The sequence below is a fragment of the Streptomyces sp. NPDC026673 genome (assembly GCF_040638135.1).
Taxonomy (GTDB): Bacteria; Actinomycetota; Actinomycetes; order Streptomycetales; family Streptomycetaceae; genus Actinacidiphila.
In genome coordinates, this window is the sequence record NZ_JBEZXR010000045.1 from 1 (window position 1) to 16040 (window position 16040).

12 protein-coding genes and 1 pseudogene are annotated in these 16040 nt (G+C 71.1%); 10 read left to right on the forward strand and 3 right to left on the reverse strand.

Annotated elements, in window-relative coordinates; translation table 11 throughout:
• From AB0F62_RS26840 to AB0F62_RS26865, 6 genes and pseudogenes are all read left to right on the forward strand, one after another.
• A pseudogene (locus AB0F62_RS26840) lies at positions 1 to 321 on the forward strand (potassium-transporting ATPase subunit B); the annotation flags it as partial.
• 21 nt (positions 322 to 342) lie between these two features.
• The gene (gene kdpC, locus AB0F62_RS26845) at positions 343 to 972 is read left to right on the forward strand and encodes a potassium-transporting ATPase subunit KdpC (protein WP_361804262.1); all 630 of its coding nucleotides are present in this window, start codon (positions 343 to 345) and stop codon (positions 970 to 972) included.
• 830 nt (positions 973 to 1802) lie between these two features.
• A complete protein-coding gene (locus tag AB0F62_RS26850; protein WP_361804265.1) occupies positions 1803 to 4346 on the forward strand; it encodes a sensor histidine kinase KdpD in 2544 nt (847 codons plus the stop codon).
• A gap of 58 nt (positions 4347 to 4404) precedes the next feature.
• Positions 4405 to 5088 (forward strand): response regulator, encoded by a 684-nt coding sequence (locus AB0F62_RS26855; protein WP_361804268.1) that lies wholly within the window; start codon positions 4405 to 4407, stop codon positions 5086 to 5088.
• Between the two features lie 39 nt (positions 5089 to 5127).
• Complete coding sequence (locus tag AB0F62_RS26860; RefSeq protein WP_361804271.1) at positions 5128 to 5526, forward strand: OB-fold nucleic acid binding domain-containing protein; 399 nt, start codon at positions 5128 to 5130, stop codon at positions 5524 to 5526.
• 3 nt (positions 5527 to 5529) lie between these two features.
• Entirely contained in the window at positions 5530 to 6288 is a 759-nt protein-coding gene (locus AB0F62_RS26865; RefSeq protein ID WP_361804274.1) for a DUF3159 domain-containing protein, read from the forward strand.
• A 77-nt stretch (positions 6289 to 6365) separates the two neighbouring features.
• On the opposite strand, the gene AB0F62_RS26870 is transcribed toward AB0F62_RS26865, so the two are convergent.
• Both AB0F62_RS26870 and AB0F62_RS26875 read right to left on the reverse strand, forming a co-directional pair.
• The gene (locus AB0F62_RS26870; protein ID WP_361804277.1) at positions 6366 to 7043 is read right to left on the reverse strand and encodes a TrkA family potassium uptake protein; all 678 of its coding nucleotides are present in this window, start codon (positions 7041 to 7043) and stop codon (positions 6366 to 6368) included.
• Entirely contained in the window at positions 7040 to 7708 is a 669-nt protein-coding gene (locus AB0F62_RS26875) for a TrkA family potassium uptake protein (protein ID WP_026251763.1), read from the reverse strand. The genes AB0F62_RS26870 and AB0F62_RS26875 overlap by 4 nt, the downstream gene beginning before the upstream one ends.
• Positions 7709 to 7845: 137 nt before the next feature.
• Between AB0F62_RS26875 and AB0F62_RS26880 the strand changes: the two genes are divergently transcribed.
• Positions 7846 to 9897 carry an APC family permease gene (locus AB0F62_RS26880; RefSeq protein WP_361804280.1) on the forward strand — a complete coding sequence of 684 codons (2052 nt, stop codon included), beginning with the start codon at positions 7846 to 7848 and terminating at the stop codon, positions 9895 to 9897.
• A 76-nt stretch (positions 9898 to 9973) separates the two neighbouring features.
• Positions 9974 to 11317, forward strand: coding sequence for a class I SAM-dependent RNA methyltransferase (locus AB0F62_RS26885; protein WP_361804283.1), 1344 nt, complete (start codon positions 9974 to 9976; stop codon positions 11315 to 11317).
• A gap of 216 nt (positions 11318 to 11533) precedes the next feature.
• On the opposite strand, the gene AB0F62_RS26890 is transcribed toward AB0F62_RS26885, so the two are convergent.
• Positions 11534 to 13204, reverse strand: a complete 1671-nt coding sequence (locus tag AB0F62_RS26890; RefSeq protein ID WP_361804286.1) for an ATP-binding protein — start codon at positions 13202 to 13204, stop codon at positions 11534 to 11536.
• A gap of 479 nt (positions 13205 to 13683) precedes the next feature.
• Here AB0F62_RS26890 and AB0F62_RS26895 point away from each other — a divergent pair, with 479 nt between their 5' ends.
• The gene (locus AB0F62_RS26895) at positions 13684 to 14301 is read left to right on the forward strand and encodes a TetR/AcrR family transcriptional regulator (RefSeq protein WP_361804289.1); all 618 of its coding nucleotides are present in this window, start codon (positions 13684 to 13686) and stop codon (positions 14299 to 14301) included.
• 29 nt (positions 14302 to 14330) lie between these two features.
• Complete coding sequence (locus tag AB0F62_RS26900) at positions 14331 to 16004, forward strand: acyl-CoA dehydrogenase family protein (RefSeq protein ID WP_361804292.1); 1674 nt, start codon at positions 14331 to 14333, stop codon at positions 16002 to 16004.
• The last annotated feature ends 36 nt before the right edge of the window (positions 16005 to 16040 follow it).

Sequence of the window (16040 nt, forward strand, 5' to 3'; positions counted from 1 at the left end):
TTCTCCATCGCCAACGACGTGGCGAAGTACTTCGCGATCATCCCCGCGATGTTCGCCGTCGCCTACCCGGGCCTGGACAAGCTCAACATCATGCACTTGTCCTCGCCGCAGTCCGCGATCCTGTCGGCGGTCGTCTTCAACGCGCTGATCATCGTCGCGCTGGTGCCGCTCGCCCTGCGCGGCGTCCGCTACCGGCCGTCCGGCGCCGACCGGATGCTCCGCCGGAACCTCGGGATCTACGGTCTCGGCGGCCTGATCGCCCCGTTCATCGGCATCAAGCTGATCGACCTGCTCATCTCCCTGATCCCCGGACTCCACTGACGCGAGGGCGTGCCGAGAACCATGAACACTTCCGTACGCAATTTCGCCCGGCAGTCCTGGAGCGCCCTGCGCGCGCTGCTGGTGCTGACCGTCGTGCTCGGTGTCGTCTACCCGCTCGCGGTGTGGGGCGTCGCCCAGACGGCCTTCCACGACCAGGCAAACGGCTCCGAGGTGAAGGCCGGCGGCAAGGTCGTGGGATCCGCGCTGATCGGCCAGAACTTCACCACCGGCAAGGACTTCGCGCCGGACCCGAAGTGGTTCCAGCCGCGTCCCTCGGCGGCCGACGCGGGCACCGGCGCCGGGCCGTACGACCCGACCTACACCAGCGCCTCCAACCTCGCCGTCACCGGCAAGAGGCTCACCGTCCTGGTGAAGGACCGCAAGAAGGAGGTCGCCGCCTTCAACGGGGTTCCGGAGTCGAAGGTCCCGGCCGACGCGGTCCAGGCGTCCGGCTCCGGCCTCGACCCGGACATCTCCCCGCAGTACGCCGCCATCCAGACCGCGCGCGTCGCCAAGGCCAACGGCCTGAGCACCGCCAAGGTCGCCGAACTGGTGAAGGAGCACACGGACGGACGGCAGTTCGGCATCCTCGGCGATCCGACCGTCAACGTCCTGGAACTCAACATCGCGCTGGAGAAGCTGGCCGGGTGACCCGCGGCCCCGTGCCCCCACCCGGTGACCCGGAGGCCGAGTGGGGGCGCCGGTGTGCCCGGGGCGCCGACCCGGCCGCGTCCCGGACCGCGTCAGGAGGGCGTCAAGCGAGAGGGGTCCACCGTCAGGGGGCCGCCAACGGAGGGCGTTTTCGTGTCCGGCGGGGAGACAGTGGAGGCACGGAGGGAAGCCGGCGGGGGCCGCTCGGCGCTGCGGAGGGGGCTGCGGATGGCGCACACCGCCACCGCTGCGGAGCGGCGACAGGTGCCACCTGGTCCGGATCCGGACGGCGGTGGGGATTCCGGGTCAGGAGACGGCACCGTGTTCCGCGACGGCTTCCCTTCCGTGGGGGGTCGCCGGGCCGGCCGCGTGGCGCGTTGACGGCGTCGCCGCGCGGCCGCCCCGGCACCGCGCCCGCCCGGCCGAGGCCGCTGCGGACGGCGGGCGGGCGGACGCCGCGTGGTGGGCGATCGCACGCACCCGCACCCGCACCCCGGATCGCCGGCGCCGCGCGCCCGCACTCGCACTCAGCGGTACGGGCACTCCGCCCGCCGAACGGCTTCCCGCGGCGGCGACGCCGCACGGGATCCGCGAGCAGCACCCCCGGTGGTCCACCGGACCGCCGGCGACACCTTCCCCTCCGCGCACCCCGTCCGGCCTGCGCAGTCCCGCGGGTCCCGGTGACCGGCGGCGGCGCGAGAGGGCGTCAAGGACGCGTCAACGTGCACCCCGCAGGAACATCACGCCCTATTTGTCCGCTGCTGGGACCATAGGATTCCTAACGTCGGACGCGCCCGGAAGGGGCGCGCCACGAGGCGGAACGTGGAGCCATGGCACGCGGGACTTTGCGGATATACCTGGGGGCCGCCCCCGGAGTGGGCAAGACCTACGCCATGCTCTCCGAGGCGCACCGCCGCATGGAGCGCGGCACCGACGTCGTCGTCGCCTTCGTCGAGCACCACAACCGTGCCCGGACCGAGGTCATGCTGCACGGCCTGGAGGTCGTGCGGCGCAAGGAGATCGAGTACCGCGACACCGTCTTCACCGAGATGGACGTCGACGCGGTGCTCGCCCGCAGGCCCGACGTCGCCCTCGTCGACGAGATGGCGCACACCAACATCCCGGGCAGCCGCAACGAGAAGCGCTGGCAGGACGTCGAGGAACTGCTCCAGGCCGGGATCAACGTCATATCGACGGTGAACATCCAGCACCTGGAGTCGCTCGGCGACGTCGTGGAGTCGATCACCGGCGTGCGGCAGCGCGAGACCGTGCCCGACGAGGTGGTCCGCCGCGCCGACCAGATCGAACTCGTCGACATGTCGCCCCAGGCCCTGCGCCGCCGTATGGCGCACGGCAACATCTACGCCCCCGACAAGGTCGACGCGGCCCTGTCCAACTACTTCCGGCCCGGCAACCTCACCGCGCTCCGCGAGCTGGCCCTGCTGTGGGTGGCCGACCGGGTCGACGAATACCTGCGGCAGTACCGGACCGACCACCGGATCTCGACCACCTGGCAGGCCCGGGAGCGCATCGTGGTCGGCCTCACCGGCGGCCCCGAGGGGCGGACGCTGATCCGGCGCGCCGCGCGCATGGCCGCCAAGGGCGCCGGCGGGGAGATCCTCGCCGTCCACATCGCCCGCAGCGACGGGCTGACGGCGGGCTCGCCCAAGGAACTCGCCGTCCAGCGCACCCTCGTCGAGGACCTCGGCGGCTCCTTCCACCACGTCGTGGGCGACGACGTCCCCAGAGCGCTGCTGGACTTCGCCCGCGGCGTCAACGCCACCCAGGTGGTCCTCGGCACCAGCCGCCGCCCCGCGTGGCAGTACGTCTTCGGGCCGGGCGTCGGCGCGACCGTGGCCCGCGAGTCGGGGCCCGACCTCGACGTGCACATCGTCACGCACGAGCACGCGGCCAAGGGCCGCGGCCTGCCCGTGGCGCGCGGCGCCCAGCTCGGCCGCTCCCGGGTGATCGCCGGCTGGCTGACCGGTGTGCTCGGCCCCGCGCTGCTCTGCCTGGCGCTCACCCAGCTGCACCCCGCCCTGGGCATCGCCACCGACATGCTGCTGTTCATGACCCTGACGGTCGCGGCGGCCCTCGCCGGCGGCCTCTACCCGGCGCTCGTCTCGGCCGTCGGCGGCTCGCTGCTGCTGAACTACTTCTTCGCCCCACCCCTGCACACCTTCACCATCGCCCAGCCCGAGAACCTGATCGCCATCGTGATCTTCGTGGTGGTCGGCGTCGCGGTGGCCTCCGTCGTGGACCTGGCCGCCCGCCGCACCCACCAGGCCGCCAGACTCCAGTCCGAGGCGGAGATCCTGTCGTACCTGGCGGGCAGCGTGCTGCGCGGCGAGCACTCCCTGGAAGCCCTGCTGGAACGGGTCCGGGAGACCTTCGGCATGGAGGCCGTGTCCCTGCTGGAGCGGGCCAGTGAGCACGACGCGTGGACCTGCGCCGCCGGCGTCGGCAGCCGTCAGTGCCTGCGCCCCGAGGACGCGGACGTCGAGGTGCCGGTGAGCGACACCCTCTCGCTGGCCCTGGTCGGGCGGGTGCTGCCCGCCTCCGACCGCCGGGTGCTGTCCGCCTTCGCGGCCCAGGCCGCCGGCGTCCTGGACCGGCAGCGGCTGGAGGACGAGGCCGGCAGGGCCCATGAGCTCGCCGAGGGCAACCGGATCCGCACCGCCCTGCTCGCGGCCGTCTCGCACGACCTGCGCACCCCCCTCGCCGCCATCAAGGCGGCCGTCAGCTCGCTGCGCTCCGACGACGTCGCCTGGTCCGAGGAGGACGAGGCCGACCTGCTGGAGGCCATCGAGGAGGGCGCGGACCGGCTCGACAACCTGGTGGGCAACCTCCTCGACATGTCGCGGCTGCAGACGGGCACCGTCGCCCCGCTGATCCGCGAGGTCGACCTCGACGAGGTCGTCCCCAAGGCGCTGCGCGGCGTCCCCGACGGCAGTGTCTCCCTGGACGTCCCCGAGACCCTCCCGATGGTCTCGGTCGACCCGGGCCTCCTCGAGCGCAGCGTCGCCAACATCGTCGAGAACGCGGTCAAATACAGCCCCGCCGGCACCCGGGTGCTGGTCGCCGCCAGCGCCCTGGGCGACCACGTGGACCTGCGCGTCGTCGACCGCGGCCCCGGAGTGCCCGACGCCGCCAAGGAGCGGATCTTCGAGCCGTTCCAGCGGTACGGCGACGCCCCCCGGGGCAACGGCGTGGGCCTGGGCCTTGCGGTGGCCCGCGGCTTCGCCGACGCCATGGGGGCCACCCTGCAACCCGAGGACACCCCGGGAGGCGGTCTCACCATGGTGCTCACCCTCCGCTCCGCGCCCGGCAGCGTCCCCACCGCGCCGGACCTGCCCGCCGAGGCGACGACCTGACCGCGCCCGCACCGCACCCCCGCTCCACCCCCCTCACCGTGAAGGAAAGGCAGGCTCCATGAACCGGGTGCTCGTGGTCGACGACGAGCCGCAGATCGTGCGCGCTCTCGTGATCAACCTGCGGGCCCGCAAGTACGAGGTCGACGCGGCCCACGACGGCGCGACCGCGCTGCAGCTCGCCGCCGCCCGCCACCCCGACGTCATCGTGCTCGACCTCGGTCTGCCCGACATGGACGGCGTCGAGGTGATTCGCGGCCTGCGCGGCTGGACCCGCGTGCCGATCATCGTGCTCTCCGCCCGCCAGGCCTCCGACGAGAAGGTCGAGGCCCTGGACGCGGGCGCCGACGACTACGTCACCAAGCCCTTCGGCATGGACGAGCTGCTGGCCCGGCTGCGCGCCGCCGTCCGCCGCGCCGTGCCCGGCGGCCCCGAGGACGGCGCCGCCACCGTGGAGACCGAGACCTTCACCGTCGACCTGGCCGCCAAGAAGGTCAACCGCGACGGGGCCGACGTCCGGCTCACCCCCACCGAGTGGCACCTGCTGGAGGTCCTGGTCCGCAACACGGGCCGCCTGGTCAGCCAGAAACAGCTGCTCCAGGAGGTGTGGGGACCCTCCTACGGCACCGAGAGCAACTACCTGCGGGTGTACATGGCGCAGCTGCGGCGCAAGCTCGAGACCGATCCCTCGCATCCGCGACACTTCATCACCGAACCGGGCATGGGTTACCGCTTCGAGAAGTGATCAGTGATCCGTTCACCCGGGCCCGGTACCCTTCCAGGTATGAGTGGTACCACCCGTTCGGACCGACCGGCCGGCCGATTCCGCAGAATGCTGGATCGCCTGTCCACCTCCCAGGAGGAGCTGCACTCCGACGAGCTGCGGCAGGACACGGCCGACGTCGGGTGTACGCGGATCTGCGACTGCCACGATCGCGACATAGTGACCGTGACCGGTACACTACGCGCTGTCACCTTGCGGCCGCGTGCCGGCGTGCCCGCCCTGGAGGCGGAGCTGTTCGACGGTTCCGCGCCGCTCGACGTGGTGTGGCTCGGCCGGCGCAGCATCGTCGGCATCGAGCCCGGCCGAAGGATCATCGCGTCGGGGCGGATCTCCATGAACCGCGGCCGGCCGGTGCTGTTCAATCCCAAGTACGAATTGCGTCCGGTCGGACAGGAGTAGCCGGTGGCGTCGATCGACAAGCGGACCGGGGCACAGCCCACGACCGAAACCGAGCAAGGCCCGGAGCACGACGCGGCGGCCTCGAAGGCGGCGGCCGACCACGCGCTCCTGGAGGCCTTCGGGGGCGTCTGGGGCATGATCGACACGACGGTGCCCGGCCTCGTCTTCGTCCTGATCTACACGATCAACCGGGACATCCACACCGCGGCCATCGCCGCCCTGGGCCTCTCGCTGGTCCTGGCGCTGGCCCGGCTGGCCCGTCGGCAGACCCTCAAGCACGCCTTCAGCGGCGTCTTCGGCGTCGCCTTCGGCGCGCTGTTCGCGATGATGTCGGGCGACGCCAAGAACTTCTACCTGCCCGGCATGCTCTACACCCTCGGGCTCGCGGTCGCCTATGTGATCTCCGCGCTGGTGCGCTATCCGCTGATCGGCCTGCTGCTCGGCCCGATCCTCAAGGAGAACCTGTCCTGGCGGACGCGGAACCCGGGGCGGCTCGTCGCGTACACCAAGGCCACCTGGGCCTGGGGCATCATCCTGCTGGTCAAGTCGGCGATCCTCTTCCCGCTCTACTTCTGGGGGAACGCCACCCAGCTCGGCTGGGTCAAGGTCGCCCTCGGCATCCCGCCGTTCCTGCTCTGCGTCTACCTGACCTGGATCTTCCTGGCCAAGGCGCCGCCGCCGATCGACGTGATCGCGGAGATGGAGGAGGCCGAGCGGGCCGAGAAGGCCGAACGCGGCGACCGCGAGGCCGCGAACAACTGAGCCGACCCACCCCGAAGCGCACGTGAGGGGGCGGCCGGAACCCACGGGTTCCGGCCGCCCCCTCGTCGTCCGTCCGGTTACGCCCCGGCGTCGGCGCTGCGCACCGAGAGCAGGTCCTCCAGTTGCTCCTCGCGGTGCGGGGCGGCGACGAACAGCAGCTCGTCACCCGCCTCCAGCGCGTCGTCCTTGGACGGCGTGAGCACGCGGTGGCCGCGGATGATCGTGACCAGCGAGGTGTCCTCGGGCCAGGCGACGTCGCCGACGCGGGTGCCCACCAGCGCGGCCTCCTCGGGGAGGGTCAGCTCCACCAGGTTCGCGTCGCCCTGGCTGAAGCGCATGAGCCGGACGAGGTCGCCGACGCTCACCGCCTCCTCCACCAGGGCCGACATCAGGCGCGGGGTGGAGACGGCGACGTCCACGCCCCAGGCCTCGTTGAACAGCCACTCGTTCTTCGGGTTGTTCACCCGGGCGACGACCCGCGGAACGCCGTACTCCGTCTTGGCGAGCAGCGAGACGACCAGGTTGACCTTGTCGTCACCCGTGGCGGCGATCACCACGTTGCAGCGCTGCAGCGCCGCCTCGTCCAGCGAGGTGATCTCGCAGGCGTCGGCCAGCAGCCACTCCGCCTGCGGCACCCGCTCGACCGAGATCGAGGTCGGGTTCTTGTCGATCAGCAGGACTTCGTGGCCGTTCTCCAGCAGCTCGCCCGCGATCGAGCGGCCCACGGCCCCGGCGCCGGCAATGGCGACCCTCATCGGTGCGCCTCCTCGGGCCCCTTGGCGAACGCCGCCTCGACCTGTTCGACCTCACCTGTGCGCATCATCACGTGCACCAGGTCGCCCTCCTGCAGGACGGTCTCCGAGGTGGGGAGCATCGCCTCGCCCAGCCGGGTGAGGAACGCCACGCGCACTCCGGTCTCCTCCTGGAGCCTACTGATCTTGTGGCCCACCCAGGCGGTGTCCGTGTGCACCTCGGCGAGCTGCACACCCCCGCTCGGGTCGCGCCACAGCGGCTCCGCGCCGGACGGGAGCAGGCGGCGGAGCATCTGGTCGGCCGTCCACCGGACGGTGGCGACGGTGGGGATGCCCAGGCGCTGGTACACCTCGGCACGCCGCGGGTCGTAGATGCGCGCGGCGACGTTCTCGATGCCGAACATCTCACGGGCCACCCGGGCCGCGATGATGTTGGAATTGTCACCACTGCTGACGGCCGCGAAGGCGCCCGCCTCCTCGATGCCGGCCTCGCGCAGCGTGTCCTGGTCGAACCCGACCCCGGTCACGCGGCGTCCGCTGAACCCGGAGCCCAGGCGGCGGAACGCCGTCGGGTCCTGGTCGATCACGGCCACTGTATGACCCTGCTGCTCAAGGGAGTGCGCGAGAGTGGAACCCACTCGCCCACACCCCATAATCACGACGTGCACGACCGTCCTTCCGGCTGCCAACAATTCCGGCCGATCCCTCTCAGGGTCTCAGACCGCGCCCAAAGCTACACACGCACGTAACCCCTTGATAGGTGGGCGGGGGATCGGAAATCTTGACGATCCTCTAACATCGCGGGGTGTCCAAACTGACCGACCTTCCGAAACGGATCCTGATCGGGCGGGCGCTCCGCAGCGACAGGCTCGGAGAGACGCTCCTCCCCAAGAGGCTGGCGCTCCCCGTCTTCGCCTCCGACCCGCTGTCGTCCGTGGCGTACGCGCCCGGAGAGGTGCTCCTCGTCCTGTCGATCGCGGGAGTGTCGGCCTACCACTTCAGCCCCTGGATCGCGGTCGCGGTCGTCGTGCTGATGTTCACCGTCGTCGCCTCGTACCGGCAGAACGTGCACGCGTACCCCTCCGGCGGCGGTGACTACGAGGTCGCGACGACCAACCTCGGCCCGCGCGCCGGGCTCACCGTGGCCAGCGCCCTGCTCGTGGACTACGTCCTCACCGTGGCGGTGTCGGTCGCCTCCGGTGTGGAGAACCTCGGCTCCGCCGTGCCCTTCTTCGTCGAGCACAAGGTGCTGGGCGCCATCGGCATGATCATCCTGCTGATGCTGATGAACCTGCGCGGCGTGCGCGAGTCGGGCACGATCTTCGCCATCCCCACCTACGCCTTCGTCTTCGGCGTCTTCTGCATGCTGGCCTGGGGCATCTTCCGGATCGCGACCGGCCACGAGATGCACGCCCCCACCTCCGGCTTCACGATCAAGGCCGAGCACGGCAACCTCGCGAATCTCGCGCTGGTCTTCCTGCTGCTGCGGGCCTTCTCCTCCGGCTGTGCCGCGCTCACCGGCGTCGAGGCGATCAGCAACGGCGTGCCCGCCTTCCGGAAGCCGAAGTCGAAGAACGCCGCCACGACCCTGACGCTGATGGGCGTGCTCGCCGTGACGATGTTCTGCGGCATCATCGCGCTCGCCATCAACACCAATGTGCGCATGGCCGAGAACCCGGCCGCCGACCTGCTCGTCGACGGCAAGCCGGTCGGCCCCGGCTACACCCAGGACCCGGTGATCGCCCAGGTCGCCTCCGCCGTGTTCGGCGACGGCTCGATCCCCTTCATCTTCCTGGCCGGGGCGACCGCGCTCGTCCTCTTCCTGGCCGCGAACACCGCCTACAACGGCTTCCCGGTGCTCGGCTCGATCCTCGCCCAGGACCGCTACCTGCCGCGCCAGCTGCACACCCGCGGCGACCGGCTCGCCTTCAGCAACGGCATCGTGCTGCTCGCCGCCTTCGCGTGCGTGCTCGTCTACATCTACGGGGCCGACTCGACGCGGCTGATCCAGCTCTACATCGTCGGCGTCTTCGTCTCCTTCACCCTCAGCCAGATCGGCATGGTCCGGCACTGGAACCGGCATCTGGCCACCGAGACCGACCCCGCCGTGCGCCGCCACATGGTCCGCTCGCGGGCGATCAACACCTTCGGAGCCTTCTTCACCGGGCTCGTCCTGGTGGTCGTGCTGCTCACCAAGTTCACCCACGGTGCCTGGGTCGCCGTCCTCGGCATGGTGCTCTTCTACGGCATGATGACCGCCATCCGGCGCCACTACGACCGCGTCTCCAGCGAGCTCGCGGCCGCCGAGGAGCGCAGCGAGGAGGAGGTCAAGCCCTCCCGTGTGCACTCCATCGTCCTGGTCTCCAAGGTGCACAAGCCCACGCTGCGGGCCCTGTCGTACGCCAAGCTCTTCCGGTCGGACACGCTGGAGGCGCTCAGCATCAACGTGGACCCGGCGGACACCAAGGCCCTGCAGGCCGAGTGGCAGCGCCGCGGCATCGACGTACCGCTGAAGGTGCTGGACTCGCCCTACCGCGAGATCACCCGGCCGATCATCGACTACGTCAAGAGCCTCCGCCGCAGCAGCCCGCGCGACGTCGTGTCGATCTTCATTCCGGAGTACGTGGTCGGCCGCTGGTACGAGCACCTGCTGCACAACCAGAGCGCCCTGCGGCTCAAGGGGCGGCTGCTGTTCACCCCGGGCGTCATGGTCACCTCGGTGCCCTGGCAGCTGGAGTCCTCCGAGCGGGCCAAGGTCCGGGCCCGCAAGGGCGCCGAGTGGAACGCCCCCGGCTCCGTACGGCGCGGCGAGGCGGTCCGCCCGCAGCGCGACCGGGAGCCCAGCGGGCGGGCGTGATCCGGGGGCGGCGGCGGGCCGTAGACTGGTGAGCTGCCGTCCTTCCCCGTCCTCTGCCCCAGGAGCCTGTTCCGTCATGCAGCACCGTACGAAGGCCCCCGAGGCCGACGCCCTGGTCGGCGAGCGCTACGAGGTCGAGGTCGGCCCGGTGGCGCACGGCGGCCACTGCATCGCGCGGACCGTCCTGCCGGGCCACGACCGGCCGCAGGTGATCTTCGTACGGCACGCGCTGCCCGGCGAGCGGGTCGTCGCCGAGATCACCGAGGGCGGTCCGGACTCGCGCTTCCTGCGCGCGGACGCCGTGGAGGTCCTGCAGGCCTCCCCGGACCGCGTCGAGGCGCCCTGCCCCTTCTCCGGCCCCGGCAAGTGCGGTGGCTGCGACTGGCAGCACGCCGCCCCCGGTGCCCAGCGGCGGCTCAAGGTGCAGGTGATCACCGAGCAGCTGGAGCGGCTCGCCCACCTCACCCCCGAGCAGGCCGGCTGGGACGGCACCGTGGAGCCGGCCCCGGGCGACAAGGTCGCCAAGGGCGAGGTCCCGGCCTGGCGCACCCGCGTCCAGTACGCGGTCGACGCCGAGGGCCACGCGGGCCTGCGCCGGCACCGCTCGCACGAGGTCGAGCGCATCGACCGCTGCCTGATCGCCGCTCCCGGGGTCTCCGAGCTCGGCGTCGAGTCCCGCGACTGGCCGGGCATCGCCTCGGTCGAGGCCATCGCCGCCACGGGCTCCTCCGACCGCCAGGTGATCGTCACCCCGCGCCCCGGCGGCCGGCTCCCCATCGTCGAACTGGACCGTCCCGTCTCCGTCCTGCGGGTCGACGAACAGGGCGGCGTCCACCGCGTGCACGGCCGCGGTTTCGTGCGCGAGCGCGCGATCGACCGCACCTGGCGCGTCGGCTCCGGCGGCTTCTGGCAGGTCCACCCGAAGGCCGCCGAGCTCCTGGTCGAGGCCGTCATGCAGGGCCTCATGCCGCGCAAGGGCGAGACCGCCCTCGACCTGTACTGCGGCGTCGGCCTGTTCGCGGGCGCCCTCGCCGAGCGGGTCGGCGAGACCGGTGCCGTCCTCGGCATCGAGTCCGGCAAGCGCGCCGTGGAGGACGCCCGCCACAACCTGGCCGACCTCGACCGGGTCCGCATCGAGCAGGGCAAGGTCGAGTCGGTGCTGCCGCGCACCGGGATCACCGAGGCCGACCTCGTCGTCCTCGACCCGCCCCGCACCGGCGCGGGCCGCGCCACCGTCGAGCACGTCGCCTCCCTCGGACCCCGCCGCATCGCCTACGTCGCCTGCGACCCCGCCGCCCTCGCCCGCGACCTCGGCTACTTCGCCGCGGCCGGCTACACCCCGCGGCGGATGCGCGCGTTCGACCTCTTCCCGATGACGCACCACGTGGAGTGCGTGGCGATCCTGGAGCCGGCGAAGTAACGGTGCTGGCCTGCGCATTTCTGGGTGCGCACTAGTGCAGTGCGGGCGTCGTGGCCGAAGCGCTTGAGTGACTCTTACCCTGATGATCAGTTGGATTTGCTTGCGTGCTGCAGGACCGCGTGCGGCGAGGCAGATGTGTAGTTGCTGACAGAGAAGGCCGGCTACGGTGCCATAGGCAGCGCAGCCGACGTCAAGCCGAGTCGCCGTGGAGAGTCCTCACCCCGGTACGGCCACAGGTAGTATCTTGCCGTCTCCGAGGTGCAGCCAGCCCCGGCCGGGGACGATCGGCCATCCGATCACGGAATCGCCGATTCTGACGCCGATCAGGTTGCCCGCAGTCCGTTCCTGCGGGGAAAGCAGAAGACCGCGATGGGCCTTCTGCGTTTGCTTGAGCCAGCCGGAGCCGAACGGGATCTTGCCCTCGCGGCGGCCCACCACCAGGGCTGTACCTTCTTCGAAGCCATGCTGCACCAGTCCTTCCAGCAGGCGCCCTGCCTCGCACTTGGCGAGTGCATCAGCGTCGTCGATCACCACGACGACCGGTCTTTCGGGGGACGCCGACGACAAGGTTTCCTCCAGTTCCTCGGGCCGGAGGCCGTCGCGTACGAAACAGGCCACCACGCCATTCTGGTCGGCCAATTCTCGTACAGGGGATGATTCAGGTGCGGCTAGTACGACGCGGGTGCCGACGGCGATCAGGGAGCGCGCGATGTTCACCAAGACTGTGGACCGCCCCGACCTTGGCGGTCCCGCAACAGTGAAAGCCGGAGCGATTCCGGTCGTGAGGTCAGGGCCGCAGGCGCGACGTTCCTCTCCTGCGACGCCCGCGAGAGCCCACGATTTCGGCGTGGTCGGATCCCGCATCGACCACGCCTCATCGAAGCTGATTCCTGTCGGTAGAGCCTCGAAGCGTCGCTTTGCGTCAAGTGCTTCGTGGGCCGCGTCCCAAAGCCCCAGTAGGAGGGCGTGATCTTCAAGGGGCAGATGGGTCACGTGTGAGAAGGCGACGATCGCCTCACGACGCGGAAGCTCGTCGTGGGTGTACCAACGGATCCAATCGTCCGACGAGACACCGGTCTGTTGCCCTAGGGCAGTGAAGGTCATACTGAGTTTGGTCCTGCGCTTGTTGAGAAGTCGGTGCAGCAGGACCAGTTCATGTCTCGCAGGGGTGTGATCCACCTCGAACTCCCTGCTCTTGACCCCGTAGAACGTGGCGTTCGCCGGCCTTCGTTCTGCCGCTGCGTCAGCCAACCGAACGAACCCCTCGCTCCGACGCACGACCCCGAGGAAGACGCTCAGCGCGTCCTTGTCGTACCACAAGGCCTGAGCGGCGTTGATGATCAGCCCTTTAAGGGACTCTTCGGCGTAGTTGACGGATGCGGCGGCGTGATCGTTGTTAGAAGGCTTCTCTGCATCGGCCAGCGGGTCCTGCGCCGCTTGCCGTCGCGTCTCTCCGGCGTCTTGGCCGGGCTGTTCTTGCGCGGACTTGGCGGGTGCCTTCGTTCCGTCGTCGCCGCCAGACGCAAGGGATTCCGTTGGCGGTTGCACGTACGCCTGCGCGACCATCTCGTCGTATGCCTGCTTCCACAGGTCCTTGAATCGCTGGACTTCGGCTGTGGTGTCGTTGCGACCCGCGTCCTCGGACAAGACCGTGACGATGAGCTCCAGACGTCCCAGCCTGGGGAGGTCTGACTTCTGAAAGGTGTCCAGAACGGCCTGATGGTTCACGATCCAGTAGTCCTGCGCATCCCTCCCGATCCGGTCACGGATGCTGCGCGCAGACGGAAGCCCTGCGTCCAACCGTAGGTCGTGCAGGCCCTCATTGAGCTTCTTGAGGACCGGGCGTTCGTGCAAGTCGGGCTGCCTCCAAGACTGGACGCCCACCATGTAATCCCCTTCCGTCGGCCCTGTGCCTGACCTTGTCAATCAGATGGACCGACAGGTGCGCACGAGATCCCCAACTCTCGGCCGAGATCGTGTTGGGAGCGGGCAATTTTGGCCGAAGCTGTCAGGAGGCGTCCCGACTCGTCAGGGTCCCCCGCGATGGGCACATGCTGTAGCCACGTCCTGGTCTTGTCCCGTACGGAAGGCGAATGTCGATGAAACCCGGGAGTGTGCGCATTGCTGTCCTTTTGCTGGCCGGTGTCCTCGTTACGGTCTTTACCGTGTACGCACCAGAAGCCGGTGCCGCTGTCGCGGGAGCTGCCACGGTGGTGGCCCTACTGGCCGAGCTCACACGCAAGGGAAACGGGGCCCCTTGATGGGCCCGTCCTGGTCCCGGCGTGCGCTTTGGGGATGGGCGACGGGGAGGGCTGAGTGTTCGTCCCGGGGTGGCTTGAAGCTCTGAACGGTGCTTCACTTGTTCCATGGCCTACCGCAAGACGCCCGCAGTGCAGGACCGCCTGGCCGCCGCCAGGGAGCACCTGGTGGCGCGGGCCACGGCCGTCGTCGCCGATGTGGGCTGGGCGAACGCCTCCGTCACCGCGGTGGCGGCCGCGGCGGGCATGTCCGTGGGCACCGTCTACCAGCACTTCCCCTCCAAGGGCGCGCTCGCGGTCGAGGTGTTCCGCCGCGCCTCGGGACGGGAGGCCGAGGTCCTCGGCGAGGTGCTGCGCGACGGCGGCGGCGACCCGGTCCGGCGGCTGACCCTGGGGGTCACCGTCTTCGCCCGCCGCGCCATGGAGAACCGGGGATTGGCCCACGCCCTGCTCGCGGCCCCCGCGGAACCGGCGGTGGGCGTGGAACGGCTCGTCTTCCGGCGTCGCTACCGCGCCGTCTTCGCCGAGGTGATCCGCGAGGGGATCGCCGCCGGACTCCTGCCCGCCCAGGACCCGGAGGTCACCGCGGCGGCGCTGACCGGGGCCATCGGCGAGGTCCTGGTGGACCCGCTGGCCGCCCCCGCCGAGGGAGCGGCCGCCGACCACCTCGTCACCGAACTGGTGGCGATGTCCCTGCGCTGCGCGGGCGCCGCGCCCGCCGTCTGACTCCCACGACCACGAAGGGCCCGACTGCCATGACCGCGATCGCAGACACCGCGCCGCGCAGCAACCCCACGGCGCGTACGCACGAGGTGACCAACCAGCCGCCGCCGCTGGTGGGGCACGACGTCGCCGACGACATCGTCCTGCTGGAGGGCGTGCGCCGCGAGGGGGCCGGGTGGTACCTCGACGACCTGCACCGGCTGGGCCGGCTCGCCGGATCGGAGCAGGTACAGCGCTGGGCCGAGGAGGCCAACCGGTACGAGCCGGTGCTGCGCACCCACGACCGGTACGGCAACCGCGTCGACGAGGTGGACTTCCACCCCTCGTATCACGCGCTCATGGAGGTCGCCCTCACCGAGGGACTCGGCGGCGCCCCCTGGGCCGACGACCGGCCCGGCGCGCACGTGGCCCGCGCGGCCGGCTTCATGGTGTGGAGCACCGCCGAGGCCGGGCACGGCTGCCCGGTGTCCATGACCTACGCCGTCGTCCCGGCGCTGCGCGCGGCCCCGGAGTTGGCGGCGGTGTACGAGCCGCTGCTCACCAGCCGCGCCTACGACCCGGGCCTGCGCGCCCCCGCGGCCAAGCGCGGCCTCCTCGCCGGCATGGGGATGACGGAGAAGCAGGGCGGCACCGACGTACGGGCCAACACCACCACCGCCGCCGAGCAGCCGGACGGCACCTGGCGGCTGCGCGGGCACAAGTGGTTCACCAGCGCGCCCATGAACGACCTGTTCCTCGTCCTCGCGCAGGCCCCCGGGGGCCTGTCCTGCTTCCTCGTGCCCAGGGTGCTGCCGGACGGCAGCCGCAACACCTTCCGCATCCAGCGGCTGAAGGACAAACTCGGCAACCGCAGCAACGCCAGCAGCGAGCCGGAGTTCGACGACACCGTCGCCTGGCCGGTCGGCCCGGAGGGGCAGGGCGTGCGCACGATCATCGAGATGGTCACCATGACCCGGCTCGACTGCATCCTCGGCTCCGCCTCGGGCACCCGGGCCGCGCTCGCCCAGGCGGCCCACCACGTCCGGCACCGCTCGGTGTTCGGGGCCCGGCTCATCGACCAGCCCCTGATGCGCAACGTCATCGCCGACCTCGGCCTGGAGTCCGAGGCGGCCACCACCCTCGCCCTGCGCGTGGCCGGAGCCGTCGACCGGGCCCGGCGCGGGGACGCCCAGGAGCGGGCGTTCCTGCGGCTGGCCACCGCGGTCGGCAAGTACTGGGTGTGCAAGCGGCAGCCCGCGGCGGTCGCGGAGGCCCTGGAGTGCCTGGGCGGCAACGGCTACGACGAGGCGTCCGGCATGCCCCGGCTCTACCGCGAGGCCCCGCTCAACGGCATCTGGGAGGGCTCAGGCAACGTCAACGCCCTCGACGTCCTGCGCGCCCTCACCCGCGAGCCGGACTCCCTGGAGGCCTTCCGCGCCGAGATCGAGGCCGCCGCCGGCGCGGACGCACGCCTCGACGCCGCATGGCGTCAGGTGCAGGGCGAACTCGTGCCCACCGAGGACGCCCCGTTGCGGGCCCGCCGTCTCGTCGAGCGCCTCGCCCTGGTGCTGCAGGGCTCGCTGCTCGTCCGGCACGCCCCGGCCGCGGTCGCGGACGCCTTCTGCGCCTCCCGTCTCGCCGGCGACCGGGGCCTGGCCTTCGGCACGCTCCCGACCGGTACGGACCTGGCCGCCGTCATCGAGCGCGTACCGGGCGCCACGGGGTGAACGGGCCCGGGGTCCGCGGTCGCCGCCGGCGGCCCG

Coding starts and splice junctions, on each gene's coding strand:
- kdpC (WP_361804262.1), top strand. CDS start 343: ATGAACACTTCCGTACGCAATTTCGCCCGGCAGTCCTGGAGCGCCCTG.
- AB0F62_RS26850 (WP_361804265.1), top strand. CDS start 1,803: ATGGCACGCGGGACTTTGCGGATATACCTGGGGGCCGCCCCCGGAGTG.
- AB0F62_RS26855 (WP_361804268.1), top strand. CDS start 4,405: ATGAACCGGGTGCTCGTGGTCGACGACGAGCCGCAGATCGTGCGCGCT.
- AB0F62_RS26860 (WP_361804271.1), top strand. CDS start 5,128: ATGAGTGGTACCACCCGTTCGGACCGACCGGCCGGCCGATTCCGCAGA.
- AB0F62_RS26870 (WP_361804277.1), bottom strand. CDS start 7,043: ATGAGGGTCGCCATTGCCGGCGCCGGGGCCGTGGGCCGCTCGATCGCG.
- AB0F62_RS26885 (WP_361804283.1), top strand. CDS start 9,974: ATGCAGCACCGTACGAAGGCCCCCGAGGCCGACGCCCTGGTCGGCGAG.
- AB0F62_RS26890 (WP_361804286.1), bottom strand. CDS start 13,204: ATGGTGGGCGTCCAGTCTTGGAGGCAGCCCGACTTGCACGAACGCCCG.
- AB0F62_RS26895 (WP_361804289.1), top strand. CDS start 13,684: ATGGCCTACCGCAAGACGCCCGCAGTGCAGGACCGCCTGGCCGCCGCC.
- AB0F62_RS26900 (WP_361804292.1), top strand. CDS start 14,331: ATGACCGCGATCGCAGACACCGCGCCGCGCAGCAACCCCACGGCGCGT.